Origin of the sequence: Lactobacillus gallinarum DSM 10532 = JCM 2011 (genome assembly GCF_001434975.1) — a bacterium.
Classification (GTDB): domain Bacteria; phylum Bacillota; class Bacilli; order Lactobacillales; family Lactobacillaceae; genus Lactobacillus; species Lactobacillus gallinarum.
Genome location: NZ_AZEL01000027.1, coordinates 1 through 19,356, shown reverse-complemented (window position 1 = coordinate 19,356; position 19,356 = coordinate 1). Strand labels below are relative to the sequence as shown.

Annotated in this window: 18 protein-coding genes and 2 pseudogenes; 5 read left to right on the top strand and 15 right to left on the bottom strand. The window is 36.6% G+C overall.

The window, feature by feature from the left end; all coding sequences use genetic code 11:
• On the bottom strand, positions 1–2,045 hold a 2,045-nt coding region (locus FC37_RS04405; protein WP_056945507.1), incomplete at its 3' end, for a YSIRK-type signal peptide-containing protein.
• Between the two features lie 535 nt (positions 2,046–2,580).
• Between FC37_RS04405 and tnpB the strand changes: the two genes are divergently transcribed.
• The 3 genes and pseudogenes from tnpB to tnpC form a co-directional block, all read left to right on the top strand.
• Positions 2,581–2,796: an IS66 family insertion sequence element accessory protein TnpB gene (tnpB, locus tag FC37_RS04400; RefSeq protein ID WP_025006356.1), complete on the top strand. Its 216-nt coding sequence runs from the start codon at positions 2,581–2,583 to the stop codon at positions 2,794–2,796.
• A 65-nt stretch (positions 2,797–2,861) separates the two neighbouring features.
• A pseudogene (locus FC37_RS10275) lies at positions 2,862–3,062 on the top strand (IS66 family transposase); the annotation flags it as partial.
• Positions 3,061–4,199: pseudogene (gene tnpC / locus FC37_RS04390) on the top strand (IS66 family transposase); the annotation flags it as partial. The pseudogenes FC37_RS10275 and tnpC, both read left to right, overlap by 2 nt.
• A 169-nt stretch (positions 4,200–4,368) precedes the next feature.
• On the opposite strand, the gene FC37_RS04385 reads toward tnpC, so the two are convergent.
• From FC37_RS04385 to FC37_RS04365, 5 genes are all read right to left on the bottom strand, one after another.
• The gene (locus tag FC37_RS04385) at positions 4,369–6,312 is read right to left on the bottom strand and encodes a M13 family metallopeptidase (protein WP_025006357.1); all 1,944 of its coding nucleotides are present in this window, start codon (positions 6,310–6,312) and stop codon (positions 4,369–4,371) included.
• A 92-nt stretch (positions 6,313–6,404) separates the two neighbouring features.
• A complete protein-coding gene (locus tag FC37_RS04380) occupies positions 6,405–8,201 on the bottom strand; it encodes an ABC transporter ATP-binding protein (protein WP_056945506.1) in 1,797 nt (598 codons plus the stop codon).
• A complete protein-coding gene (locus FC37_RS04375; RefSeq protein ID WP_056945505.1) occupies positions 8,194–9,960 on the bottom strand; it encodes an ABC transporter ATP-binding protein in 1,767 nt (588 codons plus the stop codon). The genes FC37_RS04380 and FC37_RS04375 overlap by 8 nt, the downstream gene beginning before the upstream one ends.
• Positions 9,961–10,043: 83 nt before the next feature.
• Entirely contained in the window at positions 10,044–10,262 is a 219-nt protein-coding gene (locus FC37_RS04370) for a YneF family protein (protein WP_013438154.1), read from the bottom strand.
• A 65-nt stretch (positions 10,263–10,327) separates the two neighbouring features.
• Complete coding sequence (locus FC37_RS04365; RefSeq protein WP_081776580.1) at positions 10,328–10,591, bottom strand: DUF896 domain-containing protein; 264 nt, start codon at positions 10,589–10,591, stop codon at positions 10,328–10,330.
• A gap of 151 nt (positions 10,592–10,742) precedes the next feature.
• Between FC37_RS04365 and lexA the strand changes: the two genes are divergently transcribed.
• Positions 10,743–11,369, top strand: a complete 627-nt coding sequence (lexA, locus tag FC37_RS04360; RefSeq protein WP_025006359.1) for a transcriptional repressor LexA — start codon at positions 10,743–10,745, stop codon at positions 11,367–11,369.
• A 28-nt stretch (positions 11,370–11,397) separates the two neighbouring features.
• Here the strand turns inward: lexA and FC37_RS04355 are convergent, their stop codons facing one another.
• The 8 genes from FC37_RS04355 to ylxM all read right to left on the bottom strand — a co-directional run bounded on the left by FC37_RS04355 (position 11,398) and on the right by ylxM (position 17,129).
• Positions 11,398–12,183, bottom strand: a complete 786-nt coding sequence (locus FC37_RS04355; protein ID WP_025006360.1) for an SGNH/GDSL hydrolase family protein — start codon at positions 12,181–12,183, stop codon at positions 11,398–11,400.
• A complete protein-coding gene (locus FC37_RS04350) occupies positions 12,176–12,835 on the bottom strand; it encodes a uracil-DNA glycosylase (protein WP_025006361.1) in 660 nt (219 codons plus the stop codon). Before FC37_RS04350 ends, FC37_RS04355 begins: the two co-directional genes overlap by 8 nt.
• 401 nt (positions 12,836–13,236) lie before the next feature.
• Positions 13,237–13,584, bottom strand: a complete 348-nt coding sequence (gene rplS / locus FC37_RS04345) for a 50S ribosomal protein L19 (protein WP_003629071.1) — start codon at positions 13,582–13,584, stop codon at positions 13,237–13,239.
• 112 nt (positions 13,585–13,696) lie between these two features.
• Complete coding sequence (trmD, locus tag FC37_RS04340; protein WP_025006362.1) at positions 13,697–14,416, bottom strand: tRNA (guanosine(37)-N1)-methyltransferase TrmD; 720 nt, start codon at positions 14,414–14,416, stop codon at positions 13,697–13,699.
• On the bottom strand, positions 14,406–14,921 hold the full coding sequence (gene rimM / locus FC37_RS04335) for a ribosome maturation factor RimM (protein ID WP_025006363.1): 516 nt from the start codon (positions 14,919–14,921) through the stop codon (positions 14,406–14,408). The genes trmD and rimM overlap by 11 nt, the downstream gene beginning before the upstream one ends.
• Before the next feature lie 69 nt (positions 14,922–14,990).
• Positions 14,991–15,263: a 30S ribosomal protein S16 gene (gene rpsP / locus FC37_RS04330; protein ID WP_025006364.1), complete on the bottom strand. Its 273-nt coding sequence runs from the start codon at positions 15,261–15,263 to the stop codon at positions 14,991–14,993.
• Between the two features lie 89 nt (positions 15,264–15,352).
• Positions 15,353–16,783, bottom strand: a complete 1,431-nt coding sequence (gene ffh / locus FC37_RS04325; RefSeq protein WP_025006365.1) for a signal recognition particle protein — start codon at positions 16,781–16,783, stop codon at positions 15,353–15,355.
• A gap of 4 nt (positions 16,784–16,787) precedes the next feature.
• Positions 16,788–17,129: a YlxM family DNA-binding protein gene (gene ylxM / locus FC37_RS04320; protein WP_025006366.1), complete on the bottom strand. Its 342-nt coding sequence runs from the start codon at positions 17,127–17,129 to the stop codon at positions 16,788–16,790.
• A gap of 194 nt (positions 17,130–17,323) precedes the next feature.
• Here ylxM and FC37_RS04315 point away from each other — a divergent pair, with 194 nt between their 5' ends.
• The gene (locus FC37_RS04315; RefSeq protein WP_025006367.1) at positions 17,324–18,751 is read left to right on the top strand and encodes an APC family permease; all 1,428 of its coding nucleotides are present in this window, start codon (positions 17,324–17,326) and stop codon (positions 18,749–18,751) included.
• Positions 18,752–18,805: 54 nt separating this feature from the next.
• Here the strand turns inward: FC37_RS04315 and FC37_RS04310 are convergent, their stop codons facing one another.
• Positions 18,806–19,207, bottom strand: a complete 402-nt coding sequence (locus FC37_RS04310) for a MarR family winged helix-turn-helix transcriptional regulator (RefSeq protein ID WP_035434595.1) — start codon at positions 19,205–19,207, stop codon at positions 18,806–18,808.
• Positions 19,208–19,356 lie beyond the last annotated feature (149 nt).

Genomic DNA, 19,356 nt, shown 5'->3' with positions numbered 1-19,356 from the left:
CATTTAGTGTTATCTGTATCACTTACATCACGGTAAATGATTTGTGCAATTTGGTCATCTTCTACATATACAACCGGAACATCTTCACCTGGATCTTTTTTAGGAGCTACCGGATCACCTGGTTTACCTTTTTCTGGATGATACCCCTTAACGGTTGGAATATTACCACCTACTGTCTTTGTAGGATCATTTGGATCAGTTGGAAATACCGGTTGATCTGCGCCTAGGATTGGATTATTACTTTTATCAACGGGGATAATCTTACCATTTGGATAGTAAATTACCGTTTTCTCAATAGGACCTGGAATTACATCAGTTTTTGCAACGCTTTTATGTTCTGTGTGATAACCATCAATACTCTTATTAACTACTTCATCATAATATTTCTTTTCACCTGGTTGAAGTTTCCAGTCAGTATCATATTCACCATCTTCTACAGTATTACCAGTTATTTGATCAATTGTTTCAGTTTTACCCCAATTTGAATATTGAATATGATCCTCAGGAGCTTTAGGGGCTTTAGAACTATCATCAGCAATAACATAGTGGATAGTTTCATTCCATTTAGTAGTAACTTCTTTTGGTACAACATTATCTATAATATGATCATAAATAATAACTCGCTGATTCAAGGTTGAAACAACTTGTGTTTGCGTACATGCCCAGTGGCTTCCCCATTGAGAATCATCAGCCCAATACTGTAATGTCATTCCCGGTTGATATTGGACTGCAACAGTACCTACAAAACCGTATCGGTTATCTTCATTTTTATTATCCCAATCTAGATTTTTGCCAAACCAGTTATTCTTATCTGAATACCACCAACCATTGTAGTTAGTTACTGTAGAACCCGCAATTTTTTCTACATTTGCTGGTGATGCATTTGCTGGTGAATTTTTTATTTGGGCGCTAACTTTTTCAACATTGCCACCGCCATTAGAATTTAAACTAGTGACAAAAATCCAAGCCTTATTATTATCATTTTCTGTATCAAACTTAATTTCGTTGTTATTATCATCATAATAGATATCTTTAACCGATACTTGTCTAATATTGTTGTAGAAAAATCCATCAGACGGATCATTATAAATAATTAATTGTGGACCATGACATTCATCATAAACTCCATCTGCTCCTTTAGGTGTTTTACCATCAGATTTAAAAATGGTATCACCAGGTTCAATCTCTGAAAAAGTTCGTTCAATCTTTGAAATCTTAATTTTCTTTGAAATCTTAATTTTATTAGTCTTATCATCGATATTCTCTAGATAATAAGAATTGTTTAAATTATCATAGGTGACTGTAATTTCTTTGCCTTGGCATTGATCATGTTGTAAATCAATAATGACTTTATTATCACTATTGATTTTCATATCATTTTTCTCTTTTTCAGTCATCTTACTAGTATGAGTAACATCAATGCCATCAATGTTTTCTGATTGGCCTTTAAGTAAAGTAATGGGTTTATGATCAACACTGATTTGATTTATTTCAGAATCTTTTTCATCATCAACACTTAAGCCTTGATCTGCAAAGTTTTTTGCTTCTTTACCATCTGTTATATAAGAAAAGCCCTCACGTTCACGAGCCTTTATATAATTGCTAATAGCAGTTTTTTCTTGATCACTATTAGCATTTTTAACATCATTATCAAGCTTTTTTGCAATACTATCAACTTGATCACCACGCACATCAGCAGTATTTGCTGGGGTTGTAGGTTTTTTACCACTAGCACGAATAAGTGCATTATCGCCCACTTCTTCTTGTTTGCCTTGGGCATATTTATCGATGGCATTATTTACATCGGTATCATTCTTTGTAGGATTTTTAGCAACCTTTGTAAGATCTTTAGCAACATCTACTGGATCATTAATATCTGTTGATTTAGATGAAACTACAGATTCACCGGTAGTGGCAGCATGTACAACAGGCGCACTTGGGCCCATAAAATACAAAGAGGTCCCCAACAATACACTTACTGCACCTATACTCAATTTACGAATACTAAATCTCTGCTTAACAGCAGTAACAATTCGATTTCTCATAGCTCTCTCTTTCTTTCAATTCTAGACTACTCTCATTCATTGTTCTTCTCAGCTTATTTATTAAAAAATAATAAAAATATTTTTCAATAAACTCATATACAAGACAAAAGCCTTAGCTTTAAAATGAAAAAAATGATTTTTAAACTATATAAGATGGGTCATATTACCATATAGCATCATCTTCTATACTGTATTATCACGGAAGCGCTTCAGTTGTCAACATACAATATCATTTAATAACATCACTTTATTTTTTTCTTTTTAGTATATGCATTGTATGTAAGCGTCAAATAACAGAGTGTATTAACCTCTTCACTTTCTTCGGCTATGATTAATTTATCAAATTAATGGAGGTTAATAATATGTTCGAAAAACAACATCCGATTGTAGCGCTCAAACAGCCGCAAAGACCCCAAAGGTCTCGTTTACCGCGGAATAATCTGTTGCTTAGTTTAAAGAAGAATGATCTAGAGCTAGACTTCTACAGCAGTATAGATCCCGAATTGATGCATAAACTCTTGGAAAAGGTCTTATCATGATTAATCTTTGTGACTTGGGCCAAGTCTATATTGTTTGCGGCAAAACCGACCTGCGCAAAGGCATTGACGGGCTGGCTTGCCTAATAAAGGAACAATTTCAACTTGATCCTTTTCAGGTCCAGGCTCTCTCTTCTGAGCAGGTCGACTGGTTAATGAACGGTTTTGCAATCAACCCTAAAATAAAGAATACAAAGGCACGCAGTTTCTACTAAGAGTTGACATTGCGTGCTTTTTTGGTGTTCTTTTAACTAATAAATTTGGAGGGAAGTTATCAATCATGTCAGAAGAAAACTTAGAAAAGATCATCGCTCGACAAGCAACTACTATTCAAAATCTAACTGATGAGATCAAGCTTCTCCGTGAACAAGTAGCTTACTTAACGCAAAAGCGTTATGACAAGTCATCGGAACAAATGCCGCTAAGTGGTCAGCTAAACCTGTTTGATGAGGAAAAACAAGACTCGGATGACGGAAGTCGGGGCTTACCCGGTAAGAAAAGAATTATTGTTTATCCCGGCTCAGATCACATATCCAACATGCTTATAAGTGCCTATACTGCAGCAGTAAAAACCTGAACGACAAAATCATTAAGGCTGTAATGCCTAAAGCACCGCTAAACCATAGCCTAGGTTCGGCTTCAATTAATTGCCCATACCCTATATCAAAAGTATAAAATGAAAGTCCCGGACTATCGCCAGGAAAGCTATTGGCGGAAAATAGGACTGAATATTTCACGCCAACACTTAAACAACTGGGGGCTAAAGAGTACAGAGTACTACTTTAAGCCAATGTATGACCTGCTTAAAACAAAGCTGTTAACCCAACCTGTTTTGCATGCCGATGAAACTTACTATAGGGTCTTAGAAAGCGAAACAGCTAAAACCTATTACTGGGTTTTCCTTTTCGGCAGGCATGATAAACATGGCATTACGCCTTATCATCATAATCCGCATCGCAGCGGTCAAGTAGCGCTTGACTTCTTAGGCGCTTACGCCGGCTTCTTGCATTGCGACATGTGGCAGGCTTACCAGCGATTACCTGAAGCTACCCTAGTTGGCTGCTGGGCCCATGTGAGAAGAAAGTTCTTTGAAGCGGTACCGCAAAATGCCTCTGACAAATCAATTGCCAAACAGGGTTGGAAATACTGCACGCGAATGTTCCGTCTAGAAAAAGAATGGGAACATTTAAGCAGCGAAGAACGATATCAAACCCGACAGGAACAGTTAAAGCCGCTAATGGAAGACTTCTTTGACTGGTGCAGGCGGCTTGCCCGGCTCCAAACTCGGCCGTGCAATCAATTATGCCTTAAAACATCAGGAAACCTTTGAACATGTATTGCTCGATGGCCGTTTGGAACTATCTAATAACAAGGCCGAACGTGCTGTCAAGTCGCTGGTGATGGGACGCAAGAACTGGCTGTTCTCGCAAAGTTTTGCCGGTACACAGACGAGCGACATCATTTTGAGCTTGATTGAAACAGCCAAAAGACATGGACTAGATCCAGAAAAATATTTAAATTGCCTGCTTCAAAGCTGCCTAACGAGGAGAGCTTAAACTCGGAGGCACTAGAAGCTTATTTGCCATGGCAAAAAGAGATTCAAAAGATGTGTAAATAGAGAATATGAGAAGAAAGCCGTTCTAGAAAATCAAACTAGAACGGTTTTTTCAATACACTCTGTTATTTGACGCTTACCATTGTATGTATATTATATTTTGCTTTATATATAAAAAGACAAGACTTTCAGTATTCAGAAAATCTTGTCTTTTATTTTAAATAAAAATTTTTTACCAAATTACAATTCTATCTTCTGGATCAAGCCACATGCCGTCATCCTTCTTAACGCCAAAGGCATCATAGAATTCATCTTGGCATTGAACCGGAATATTTACTCTAGTTGGTTGTGGTGCATGGACATCAGTTTGGACTTCAGTCTTAATTGCTTCAGGACGTTGCTTTTCCATCCAGCTTCTAGCATAGTTTTCAAACAAGTCCTTCAAGTCTGCACCATCATTTTTACCTGCTTGGACAGCACAAGCTAAACCAGCAAGGTCAGCAATATTTTCAGAAACAACTTGCTTACCGTTAATCTTAGCAGGGCCATATTGCAAACCATCAAAGATATCGATCATTTGACCAACACGCTTATTAAATTCAGTGAAGTCTTGCTTAGTCCACCAGTTGTTCATATTACCGTTCTCGTCAAACTTGGCACCATTATTGTCAAAGGCGTGAGAAACTTCGTGACCAATAGTAGCACCGATACCACCGTAGTTAGCACCTCTTGATTGGTTAATATCGTAGAATGGCTTTTGCAAAATACCAGCTGGGAAAGTTAAATCGTTTCTTTGTGGATCGTAGCAAGCGTTGTTCAAGTTACCTGGCATCAGCCATACAGAACGATCAACCGGCTTAGTCAATTTCTCTAGTTCATATTCGGTACGAACTTTATCCATAGCAGCTTCATTTTCATATAAGCTCTTTTCAGGATCTACTTGTAACAAATCAAAAATCTTTTCAATTTTTTCTGGATAACCAATCTTAAGAACCAAAGCATTTAACTTAACAATTGCCTTTTTCTTAGTTTCATCAGATAGCCAAGTATTATGGTTGATTCTTTCTTCATAAACCTTAAGCATGTTGTGAATCATATCTTCAACATCGTGCTTGGCTTTTTCACCAAAGTACTTCTTGCCGTAGAAAATACCAACCACTTCATCAAAGGCACTGTTAGCAATACGATAAGCTTGCTTAATTTGTGATGGCATTTCTGGTGCGCCTGTAATTGCTTGATTAAATGGAAACGCAGCTTCTCTAAACTTTTGTGACAAGTATTTAGCTACACTATTAATGTATTTAACCAGCATCCAACCCTTGATTTCGTCAAAGTTTTCAGCATTGATTAATTCTTCTGCATGATCAAGGAAGCGTGGTTCCATCACAATTACACGTTTTTGCTTTTCAGGTAAAAGATCGTCTAAGAATTGTGCCATGTCAAATGACTTGAATTTAGCGATAAATTCATCATATGATACTGGGTTGTAAATTGCAGCATCGTCAGCCCATTCTTCAGTTGACTTAACAACCTTAGCCACCTTAGCGTCAAATGCCAAAGCATTTTCAACATATTCTCTAGCTTCAGTTTTACCAATACCGGCCATCATCAACAAATTAATGCTTTGATCTTGCAAAATGTCCAACAACTTTTTAGCATCATCTGTCTTGTAAGTTGTTGTATCTGGCAAGAAGGTACTTGGACCACCAAAGTATAAGACATTAACGTCGGTATTCTTCATATCGGCATCGACGCCATAGACGAATGGCAAGATATATGGACCCATGTATAAGTCCTTAGCTTTTTTACCAAAGTCAGCAAAATCAGTTAATGATAATAACTTTTGCAAGTCATTTTGAATAGGATGTGCTTCTTCTGCATCCCTCTTCTCAAAATTCTTAGCAATCTTATATAAAGCAATTGCCTTATCAAAGTCTTTGATCTCTGGCATCTTTTCTTTGCCTGCAGCAATATCGGCAAAGTCCTTCATCATTCTATTTTCAATCTTAATGTCAAGTTCTGAGTTGACACCAGTTGAAGTACGGTCAGCAGGGATTTCAGCTTTAGAAAGCCAATCTGAATTAACAGCCAAATATAAATTATCTTGTGGCTTAGCATTAACGTCTGGTTCAGCAACATCGCCCGCACCACCGCGAACAGCGTAAAATCTTCTCATTTTTCCTCCTTATTAATATTAATAATTATTTCATTCTTTTTAATCATTATAACAAAAAGACGTCTGCATTCGTGCAAAACGTCTTTTATTAGCTATTCTTTATTTTCGTTATTCTGCAAGGTATACAAATTATAGTAGTAACCCTTCTTAGCCAGGAGCTGCTCATGGTTACCACGTTCAATAATTCTACCTTTATCCAACACAATAATTTGATCCGCATCAGCAATCGTCGACAAACGGTGGGCAATCGCTAAAGTGGTTCTACCCTTACGCAATTGCTTTAAGCCTTGCTGAATTAAAGTCTCGGTTTCAGTATCAACGTTGGCCGTAGCTTCATCCAAAACAAGGACTTTAGGATTCGTCACCAAAGTTCGAGCAAACGAAATTAGTTGACGCTGTCCTTGACTCAATTCTTCGCCGCCTTCAATTACCTTAGCATGGTATTCACCAGGCATCTTTTCAATAAATTGATCCGCTTGAACTGCCTTAGCCGCATCTTTAATTTGCTCATCTGTAATGTTCTTATTATACAAACGAATATTAGAAGAAATATCACCATAAAACATGAATGGTTCCTGCAAAACAAGCCCCAGCTTTTTACGCAGTTCTTCTTTAGGGTATTTTCTGATATCTATATCATCAATTAAGATCTCGCCCTTACCAAATTCATAAAAGCGCATCATTACATTGATAATTGAGCTCTTACCAGAACCAGTATGACCAACAATACCTAAAGTTTCACCAGGTTTTACTATAAATGAGATATCGTGCAAGATTTCATTTTTACCATCATATGAGAAACTAACGTGCTTGAATTCAATCTTGCCGCGGCTAATAGTAAGCCCTTCTTGAGCATTTTGCTTTGGCTCATATTGTTCATCATCTAAAATAGCAAAGATTCTCTTACCGGCTACGATACCATCTTGGAAGAAGGTCATCTGGTCCATCATAGTTGAAATTGGATTAAACAATTGTGACAAGTATTGTGAGAAAGCATATACCACACCAGCTGGCACAAATGTTGCCTGCAATGGAAAACCGAAGTACATCAATGTCACAGCTAAAGCCAATGAATAAAGCAAACTAGTCAAAGGTGAAAGAAGCAATGAGTTAATACGAATCATGTTGAAACGCGTATTCATCAACCCACCATTTTCACCCTCAAATTGGTTGGTCATTCTCTTTTCTTGATTAAACTGCTGAATAATCGAGACGCCCTCAATTGATTCATTCAAGTTAGCGTTAATTCTACTCAACCGTTCACGATAGTTACGATAAAGCCGCGAACTCTTTTGCGAGTAAAGCCAAATAACAAAGAGCAAAATTGGCACAAACGCTAAAACAATCCAGCCTGCAATCACGTTCGTAGTAAACATTGCGACCAATGCTGTAACCACAGAAAAGGCACCAATTACTACAGTTGAAAGCACAGTCAAGAAGTTGCTAAGAGTCATCGTATCGTTAGTAACTCTTGAAACGATTGAACCGGCAGGAGTTTGATCAAAATAGCGCATCCCTAACTCATGCAATTTTCGATAAAGCGCTCTTCTAATGCTTTCCAAGGTCTTTTCAGAACCCAAAGCAAAGAAATATTGGTAAGTAAACTGAATGACCGCTTTTAAAATGGAACCTACTGCATAAAGCAAACCCGCAAACAGAATAATTTGGACAGTTGCACTTTGTTTAAGCAAAAAGTTGTCTAAGAAATATTGCAATCCACGCGGAAGCAAAATATTGATAATGCTGACTAAGAAGGCACCAATCAAGGCAATGGTCATTTCAAACTTGAAGTGTTTAACAAAGCCCATCAAACGTTTAAAAATCGCTACCTGCTCTTTAAATGGGATTGCCTTAGACCACACTGATTCTTGCTTTTCTTCATTATTCATCTACATCTTCACCCACCTTTGCTTGCAATTCTTGTCTACGCCACATCTCCGCATACCAGCCATTTTCTTTGAGCAGATCTTGGTGATTGCCTCGTTCAATAATTTGACCGTCTTTTAAGACTAAGATCAAATCGGCATCCATGACCGATGTCAATCTATGTGCCGCAATCATCGTGGTCTTATCTTTTCTTTCATTTCTCAAAGAAGTTAGAATTTCGGTTTCAGTCTTTGCATCAACCGCTGATAAAGCATCATCCAAAATCAAAATTTGGCTATCTTTAAGCAAAGCACGGGCAATGGACATTCTTTGACGTTGACCACCAGAAAGTGAAAGTCCATTTTCACCGACTAAAGTCTCATAGCCCTGTGGCATTTGTAAAACATCATCGTGCAAATCACTCTTCTTAGCAGCTACCGCAATCTCATTTTTGCCTGCATCTGCCTCTGAGAAAGCAATATTTCTACCAATACTCGTTGAAAAGAGGAAGTTGTTCTGGGGAACATAAGATATTTGGCTAAGTAAAACTTTAAGCGGAATTTTCTTGATATTGATGCCATTTAAGGTGATTTCACCGTCATATTGGTCGAATTCTCTCAATAGCAGCTGAATGATCGTCGTTTTACCAGCACCTACACGACCTACTAAACCTAAAGTTTGACCAGGTTTTAAGGTGAAATCGATGTTCTTTAACACTGGAATATCCTTTTCATCAGGATAAGCAAACGATTTAATATCAAAATGCAAATCACCTTGTAAGTCTTGAGCCTTAATACTTTGATCAGCGTGGGCATCAGTAATTAACGGTTTTTCATAAAGTAGCTTTTCTACACGGTCGTAGCTCGCACTACCTCTTTCCAAAATATTGAACAAATAACCAATCGCAAACATCGGCCAAACCATGTTGGCAATATAGGCAATGAAGGAAACGAGCTGACCAATCGATAGCACTTTATTTGTAACTAAAAGTCCACCATAAATGATGGTAATTACATAGGTTGCACCGATAATTGCCGTACCCAATGGATCAAATAAGGAGTCCCATACAAACACTTTTTTATTGATATTAATTGTGTCATCGACCATTTTGTCAAAGGCCTGAGTATCTTCTTTTCCTTGACCAAAGGTCTTCAGCACCTTGATGCCTGAAACGGATTCTTGGGTCTTATTATTCAAACGTGAAAAAGCAGCCTGTGATTTATCAAAAGCATCATGCAAACGACCCCCAAGCTTCCAAGCACCTAGTGCCAAAAATGGCAGTGGCAATAAAGCAACGATAGTCAGACGCCAATCAACGAAAATGATCATGGCAATCATAGTTGATAATCCCATGACAAGAGAGTCGACTAAAGTTAAAACGCCATCACCGGCTACGTTTTGAATAGAAGTCACATCGTTAGTTGCATGGGCCATCAAGTCACCGGTTCGGTGGCGCTGATAAAATGTTCTGTCCATGATCATAAAGTGGTCGAACAGTTTAGAACGCATTTGTCGTTCTAGTTCTGCGGCCCCGCCCCAAATTTGCTTACGCCAAAAGTAGCGCAAAATATATAAAACGAAGGCGGCAGCTAACACAGCTAGAATCAACATCCCATATTGCTCCCATGAGATGTGACCTTGATCCAGCTGATCCGCCATCAGTCCTAATACTCTTGGCGGAATTAAGTTGGCCAAAGAGGTTAAAGCAAGAAAAGTAATTCCGATAATATAACGTTTCCTTTCTTGTTTAAAAAACCAACCCAATTTTTTAAATATGTTCATTTACTCACTCCATTCTTTAAAAAGAACACCAAAAAAGACGAAGGAATAATCCTTCGCCTTAACACCACAAAATAATCTAATAATTACTTTTGTTGATGCTTCATCATGTTCATTACTTGATGAACCTTCTTGTTAGAAGGCTTTTGTCCCATTTGAGACATCATAGCAACGATCATATCTTCACTAATAGGAGGATTTTCCTTAAAATACTTCTTCATGTATGCTCTTGCACCATAGAAACCTGCTGTTGCACCAACTAAAAGTGCAATAATAATCAAAAATATTGCTAAACCTAAATTCATATTATATCCTCCATCTAACTAACAATAATATCTTACATAATTTTTCACTTTTTTAAAAGGCTTAATTAATCTTTTCTAAGACCTTTTCTTCTTTGAGCACGTTTTGCTCTTTCTGAGGTTACTTCTTTACCGTTTTTATCGATAATTACCATATTTTCAACGTCTTGCTTAAATGCAGCTCTGAAGTTGGCAAGGAATTTTTTGTGAAGTTCTTTACGTTCTTGTTCCTCTTCGGGAGTTAAGCCTTCCTTTTCTTTCTTATGGTAAAGTTCATTAATTCGATCAGTTACCTTTTTTTCTTCTTCTTTACTCATTGCATCTTTATTCATTTTATATTCACCTCACATTAACAATCTTTAGTCTACCGTATTTTATACAATAAAAAAAGATGCTTTTTATAGAACATTTGTTTGAGATTATGCTATTTATTTGTTAAAATAATCATAAATATTATCTTTTTTACAATAACGGAGAAAAATTATGTCTAAGAAAAACAACGATACTAAACAACTAGAAATTTTACGCTATATTTATGATACTGTAGAACGCCGTGGTTTTCCACCAACAGTGCGAGAGATTTGTGCTGCGGTCAAACTTTCTTCTACATCTACTGTTCACGGTCATCTAGCCCGCTTAGAACGCAAAGGTCTTTTAATCAAGGATGCAACTAAGCCTCGTGCACTTGAAATTACCGATGAAGGTAAAAAGGAATTGGGCATTAAGCCAAAGAAAATCCCAGTTGTTGGTGTGGTCACTGCTGGTCAACCTATCTTAGCAGTTCAAGACATAGATGAATATTTTCCACTTCCACCTGATCTTGAAAACGATGCTGGTGAACTCTTCATGTTAAAAGTTCACGGTGAGAGTATGATTAATGCGGGAATTTTAAACGGTGACAGCGTCATTGTCAGAAAGCAAAATACCGCTAATAATGGCGAAATTGTCGTAGCCATGACTGATGAAAATGAAGCTACAGTTAAACGCTTTTATAAAGAGAACGATCACTACCGTTTACAACCAGAAAACGATACAATGGCACCAATTATCTTATCCAAAGTAAGTATTTTAGGTAAAGTAGTTGGCCTTTACAGAAATAATATCGATTAATATTTAAACCTAAGCAAAAAGCTTGGGTTTATTTTTTCGTCAAAATTTCAGTTAATTTATTTTCAAAAACTAGCAGCCATTTTTCTAAATAACCTGCACGGGTCGGATGAATTTCGTCTGCCATATAAAGAGCAGGTTGGTCTTTAAAATTCGGATCATTATATAAATCCAGAACTTTAATATTCCATTTTTTAGCTAATTGATGTGTTGCTTTTACCATCTGATTATACAAATCACTTTCAAAATAAGGATTTGTATAGATCAAAATTGGACAATGCCATGTAGTCAGAGCTTGACTAATAATATATTCCATCGCACCGATAATTGTTTTTACATCAAAATGGTCATTTTGACTAATTTCTCCCAACTTCTGGTTTGTATGCGCATCATTAGTAGAAAGTTGCAAAACCAACATATCAATTGGTGTTTTAAGATTTTCCTTAAAACGAGCAACATAAGAATCACCATGATAACTGGTATCTTGATCTACCAAAGTAGTGCCATTTTCTGCATCTTTAATAGCAGCAATGCCATCTTTTTTCCATAAGTAGTCTACAAAAGATTCCCCTAATGCACCAAAACCAAATGTGACAGAAGAACCTAAAAATAAGATCTTTTTATTTCTTAATGGGCTATCAATTGTTTTCACACTGTTAAGACTATATTTACGGCTGTTCCCCGGTAAATAGGCTAGCTCTGCATAAGCTCTTTGGTGCAAGGGATGCTCATCCAAATCCATTCGCAACTCATTAAGAGCAATATCGGATAAATCATTATTTTGTCTAATAGGGATTAAAAAAGTTTCATTACTCATTATTTTCTCTTTCTTTATCGATGTAAGGTTTTATTGCTTCCCAATCTTTTACAATATCATCACTTAATTTACGATTATAAAATACAGCCGCAGGATGATATTCTGGAATAACCGTATATTTCTTTTTCGAGCAAACATATCCATCTTTAGCTTCATTAAGTTCAAGAATTGGTGTATTCTCAATAACCTTACCATGTTCAGCAGAAATCTTATGACCTGGGCCAAGCAGTCGCTCTAATCCGGTGTTACCTAAAGCAACAATGACTTGTGGATCTGCGTAATGCATTTCATAGTCTAAAAAAGGAGCATGTGCTAACACTTCTTTCTTAGTAGGTTTACGATTTGGTCTTTTAATTACTTCTTTATTTTCTCGTTTACTAAAAACTTTTTTCACACTAAAAGGGCGGCTACGAACAGCACTAGTAATATAAACTTGATCTCGTGATAAACCAATTTGCTTTAGTGATTTATCCAGTTTCTTTCCGGCGTCACCACTAAATGGAATATTATTAACGATTTCATTGCGTCCTGGCGCTTCGCCTACGATCATTAGCAAGGGATGTCTTGGGCCACTTCCTGAATTAATTCCTTCTAAACGCATGCCCTTTGATCTCTCTTTTACTTCTGCCAGTAATTCTTTAGGATAATTCAATCATCTCACCTGTTTCTATTTCTGATATATTAATTATAATATTAGTCAAAATTATTTTACATCTAAATTAAATATAGTATAATGTAATCAATTTAATATCAATTAAAAGCCGCCATTGTGGATAAATGGCGGCTTTCGCTTTAATTCCACACTCAATATCTCTGTTTGTGAAATTTACTTCACAATTCAGATTTATTATATTATCAATGCTATCACTGCATATTAAAGTGACTTTGTGATTCCAATTTACAGTTTCACATGAGTTCCACGATATTATTATTCACAAACTACGAATATATTATTAAATAATTATCACTTATATATAAATTACTTTAAAAATATTTATCAAAACAAAAAAGCTAGTTCCGTTTGGAACTAGCTTTTCTATATCGACGTTATGATTAACGACGTGCTTCAGCAATTCTTGCTGACTTACCGTGACGTTCACGTAAGTAGTAAAGCTTAGCACGACGCACACGACCATGACGCTTAACTTCAACCTTAGCAACACGTGGGTCGTTAACTGGGAAGGTTCTTTCAACACCAACACCTGAAGCAATCTTACGAACAGTGTAAGTAGCACCGATGCCAGTACCCTTCTTCTTAATTACAACACCTTCGAACAACTGAATACGTTCGTGAGTACCTTCAACAACACGTACGTGAACAGTAACAGTATCACCTGCACGGAAAGCAGGAATATCGTCACGAATTTGTTCTTTAGTCAATTCTTGAATTAATGGATCCATAATATATTTTTCTCCTTCTTCGGCATTCATCCACGCACCAGCGTCAGCGGAACACCCATAACTTTAATTAGTGACACTTGCCACGATGAATAGTTTAACAAATCAAGCCAGCTTAATCAAGCTCTGACTTGATTTCTTCTAGCATTTTCTTTTCTTCAATAGTCAACTGACGATCTTTTAACATATCAGGACGATGAAGATAAGTTGCTTTAAGCGCTTCTTTGTGTCGCCACTCAGCTATTTTTTGGTGATTGCCACTAGTTAATACTTCAGGCACTTTTTGACCTTCAAAATCAGCTGGGCGAGTATATTGCGGATATTCTAATAAGCCATGTGAAAAGCTTTCTTCTACTGGACTAGCAGCGTTACCTAAAATACCAGGCAAAAGTCGAACAGTAGCATCAATCATACTCATAGTTGGTAATTCCCCACCGGTTAGCACATAATCTCCAATTGAAACAGTTTCATCGGCTAAGTCATAGACTCTTTGATCAAAGCCTTCATAGTGACCACAAATAAAAGTTAATTCATCTTCTTTTGCCCAGTCTTGTGCCATTTGTTCATTAAAAGTTTTTCCTTGTGGAGCGGTAATAATAACTTTACCAGTAGAAGATAAAGAATTAAGTGCTTTTTTAATTGGCATGATTTGGAGTACCATACCAGCGCCGCCGCCATAAGGAGTATCATCTACGTGGTGATGTACATCTGTTGTGAAATCACGGAAATTAACTAAATTGAGATCCCACTTACCATCTTCTAAACCACGTCCTAACATCGATACTTTCAAAGGTGTAAACATGTCGGGAAAAAGCGTCAATACATTAATCTTCATCTCGTAACCCCTCCATTAATTCTACATAAACTTTTTTGGCAGCTACATCAACTTTTTTAACAACATCGGCAATATTTGGAATCCAATATTCCTTGCCACTATCTTCACGTACAAGCCAAATATCATTTGCACCTGGAGATTGGATATCAACGATTTTACCGATATTTTTACCAGTTTCTTCATCAATCACATCGCAATCAAAGATGTCTTTATAATAGTAAACACCGTCAGGTAATTCGCCACGATCTTCTTCGCTTACTACCAGGATTTGGCCTCGTAATTTTTCTGCTTGATCAATATCTGTAATTTCTTTAAATTGAATTAACCAAAATTGTTTAAATGGACGGCTTTTTTCAATAGTCAATACACGTTTAGTATCGCTTCTAAGTGATAAATGCATCCCTTCAGCAAAACGCTCTTCTGGGAAGTCCGTAATCACGTTAACTTTGACTTCACCATTCAATCCATGAGTTGTTAAAATTCGTGCAACGTCAAAATATTCCATGCATGCTCCTTTTTAAGTAATAAAAAAAGCTTGAAGCACTTGGCATCAAGCTTTTAAATAATCGCAAAATTACTTGTTGTATTTTGCATCGTGCAACTTAGCCATCAAGCCAGCACCTGAAAGAAGTGATCTAACAGTGTCTGAAGGTTGTGCACCCTTTTGTAACCAATCAAAGATCTTGTCTTCATCAAGCTTCAATTCCTTTGGTTGTGAAACTGGGTTGTAGTAACCAACTTGTTCGATGAAACGACCATCACGTGGCATACGTGAGTCTGCAACAACGATTCTGTAGAATGGCTTTCTCTTGGCACCAGCACGGTGCATACGAATTTTAACTGACATAAATTAATTTCCTCCTAAAACTTAACGATTAATAATATACCACCAAAACAAATGGGTGTAAAGTGTTTTTCCTTAACACCTTTATTTTTTTAAGAATGGAATCTCTTAATCTTACGCATACGCTTCTTTTTGTTCTTCTTAAAGTTCTTATTTAAACGACGCATAGCCATCTTGGCCATTGGTGAATCCATCCCTGGCAAGTTGCTTAATCCCTTCATATTGCCCTTAGTCATCTTGCTCATCATTTCCCGCATTTGTTTAAATTGTTTAATCATACGGTTAACTTCGACAACGGGGCGACCAGAACCGGCAGCAATTCTTCTTCTGCGACTTGGATTCAACAAATCTGGATCCTCACGTTCTGCTTCAGTCATTGAATAAACAATGGCAATTGTATGATCAATTTGCTTTTGATCAACATTTAAGTTCTTCAACTGTGGATTATTTGCCATCCCAGGAATCATCTTCATAATTTGATCAAGCGGACCCATTTTTTGCACTTGCTTCATTTGATCAACAAAATCATTGAAGTCAAAAGTGTTTTCTCGCATCTTTTCAGCGACTTTTTCAGCTTCCTTGGCATCGTAATCTTGTTGTGCCTTCTCAATTAAGGAAAGCATATCACCCATCCCAAGAATTCTGGAAGCCATTCGATCTGGGTGGAAGACATCCAAATCACTTAGTTTTTCACCTTGACCAGTAAATAGAATTGGCTTACCAGTAACTGCACGAATTGAAAGTGCAGCACCACCACGAGTATCACCGTCTAACTTAGTTAAAATTACTCCGGTAACATCAAGTCGCTCATCAAAGCCTTTAGCAACGTCTGTAGCTGCTTGACCAGTCATGGCATCAACTACTAAAAGGATGTTATCTGGCTGTGCAACTTTCTTAACACGTTCCAATTCTTCCATTAATGGTTCGTCTATTTCTAAACGACCGGCAGTATCGATTAAAACATAATCATTCTTGTTTTTATCAGCTTCAGCTAAACCATCCTGTACAATCTTAGCAACATCTTTTTCACCATCTTCGCTAAAGACAGGCACCTTTAATTGATCACCAATTTGCTTTAATTGGTCAACAGCGGCAGGACGATAAATATCTCCAGCAATCAAAAGTGGACGAGCCTTTTGCGTCTTTTGTAAATGATATGCTAATTTACCAACAGTGGTAGTCTTACCAGTACCTTGCAAACCAACCATCATAATAATAGTTGGAATATGCTTAGACTTGTTTAAAGGAACTGCTTCTTCACCCATCATCTTCGTTAATTGTTCATTAACGATTTTAATTACTTGTTGGCCTGGGTTTAAACTTTCTTGAACTTCTTTGCCAAGGGCCTCTTTTTTAATAGTCTTGATAAAGTCCTTAACAACCTTGAAGTTAACATCGGCTTCTAACAATGCAAGTCGAATTTCACGACTAGCCTTATTAATATCCTCTTCTGAAACTTTACCTTTACCAGTTAAATTTTTTAATGCTTTTTGAATTCTTTCACTTAAATTTTCAAAAGCCATGGGTTTACTCTCCCCTCAATTGATTTAATAAATTGGTTATTTCTTTTTTAGCAGTTTGACTATCATTATTATCTATCGACAAAAGTGCATCTGCTAGCACATCTTCAATATGATTATTATCACGCCGCATATGTAATTTGGCCTCATAATTTTTCAAAATTTTAGTGGAGCGTTTTAAATTATCATAAATAGCTTGCCGAGATACATTGTGATTAATCGCAATCTCTCCTAATGATAGATCATTATAATAATAATCTTCAAAATAAGATTGCTGTCCTTTAGTTAATAAAGAACCATAATAGGCATATAGGTCGCCTAATTCTTCATTTTTAGTTAATTCATCCATTAATTTTCACCAGTCTTTAGTATATCAAAAAAATGATACTACCAAAAATGTTAATTATCATTTAAATCATGAAGACAAAATCTATCTTTTTTCTCATTAAAAATACGAAATTTGAACTACTTACGGTTGATTTTTTAACGTATTTTTAATTATAATTAAGTAATCTTATTTTTAACATAAAGGGGAATTGTATTGTGAATCTTTGGCAACGAATGAACAAAAAAGAAGATCCACGTGTTTATGAAAATAAAGATGGACACCTGGTTCGATCATTAAAGGTTAAAGATTTCTTAGCCTTAGGGGTTGGGACGATCGTCTCAGCTTCAATCTTTACCTTGCCCGGTGAAGTTGCTGCATTACATACTGGACCAGCGGTTGCAATTTCATTTATTTTAGCTGCAATTGCTGCCGGTTTAGTAGCATTTGCTTATGCCGAAATGGCCGCTGCCATGCCATTTGCAGGATCCGCTTATTCATGGATCAATGTGGTATTCGGCGAATTTTGGGGATGGGTAGCCGGATGGGCTCTTTTAGCTGAATACTTTATTGCTTTAGCATTCGTAGGATCTGGACTTTCTGCTAACTTCAGGGCATTAATTGCACCTATAGGATTAAAATTACCTGCTTCTTTGTCCAACGCTTTTGGTACTAATGGTGGAGTTATTGATGCAATTTCACTTGTTTCTATTTTATTAGTTGCTCTTTTAATTGGGCATGGGGTCTCAAGAGCCGCTCGAGTAGAAAATGGATTAGTTTTACTTAAAGTTTTAGCCATCTTGATCTTTATCGTAGTTGGATTAACAGCCATTAAAAGCGCTAACTTTACACCATTTATTCCTAAATATCGTCCTACTGCTCACGGACCATTTGGTGGCTGGCAAGGAATTTATGCTGGTGTATCAATGATTTTCTTATCCTACATCGGTTTTGATTCAATTGCTGCTAATTCGGCAGAAGCTATTAATCCGCAAAAGACAATGCCTCGTGGAATTTTAGGCTCATTAGCAATTGCCGTTACACTTTTTGTAGGTGTTAGTTTGGTATTGATCGGTATGATGCCTTACAAGATGTATGCTAACTCTGCAGAACCTGTTGGTTTGGCTTTACGTTATGCTGGGCACCCAATAGTTGCTGTCGTCGTTCAAACTATTGCTGTTTTAGGTATGTTTACCGCCTTGATCGGTATGGGAATGGCTGGATCTAGATTAATTTACTCATTTGGTCGTGATGGTATGTTACCTAAATGGTTGGGCAAATTAAATTCTGACCGTCGTCCTAACAATGCACTTTGGACTTTGACTATCGGTAGTATTTTGCTTGGTGCTTTCTTCCCATTCTCTATGCTGTCTCAATTAGTTTCAGCTGGTACTTTAATCGCATTCATGTTTGTATCACTTGGTATCTATAAATTACGTCCACGTGAAGGTAAAGATATTGATGATCCATCATTCAAGATGCCATTTTATCCAGTATTGCCTGCTCTAGGCTTCTTAGCTGCATTAATCGTTTTCTTAGGCTTAGATTATCAAGCTAAGCTCTACGCTGGTATTTGGTTTATCTTCGGTTTAATTATTTATTTCTGCTATGGTATTCACCATTCAGTCCTAGATAAGAAAAAATAATTTTTAATAAAAAAGATCAACTGTTGTAAATTGCAGCAGTTGATCTTTTTTTGCCTAATTTTCTTCTTTTTCCAGCATTTTCTTTAAAACATTAACTAAACCTATAGTCTCATCTTTGCTAAGCATCTGAGTAATGGTTTGATCAGTCTCTCTGCGGTGCTTCTCTACTTTCTTGCAAACTTCCTTACCATCTTCAGTAGAAATCACGGTGGCATTATCATCAGTAACTAAATCTTTAGCAACTAAACTTTTTACTAATTCTTCAACTTTATCCTTAGTTACATGAAGCTCCTTGGCTAATTTGTCATATGTCTTGCCATGCTTATGGTGTTCCAATTCAATCAAAATTTCTAATTCATTTGCACTGATATTAAAACTCTTTAAATCAGCATCCATTTGCTTTTCTACTTCATTGCTAATTCTAGTAAAAAATGATCCAATAGTACTTTCTGTCATCATTTCAGATTCTTTCAATTCATTAACTCAATTATACTAGCCGAAGAAAAAACAGCTCAACAATGTTGAACTGTTTTTTGAATTTTAAATTAACGCCGATTGTAAAATCAAATTGAACACTTTAGAAAAATAAAAAGTCCATCTGGACC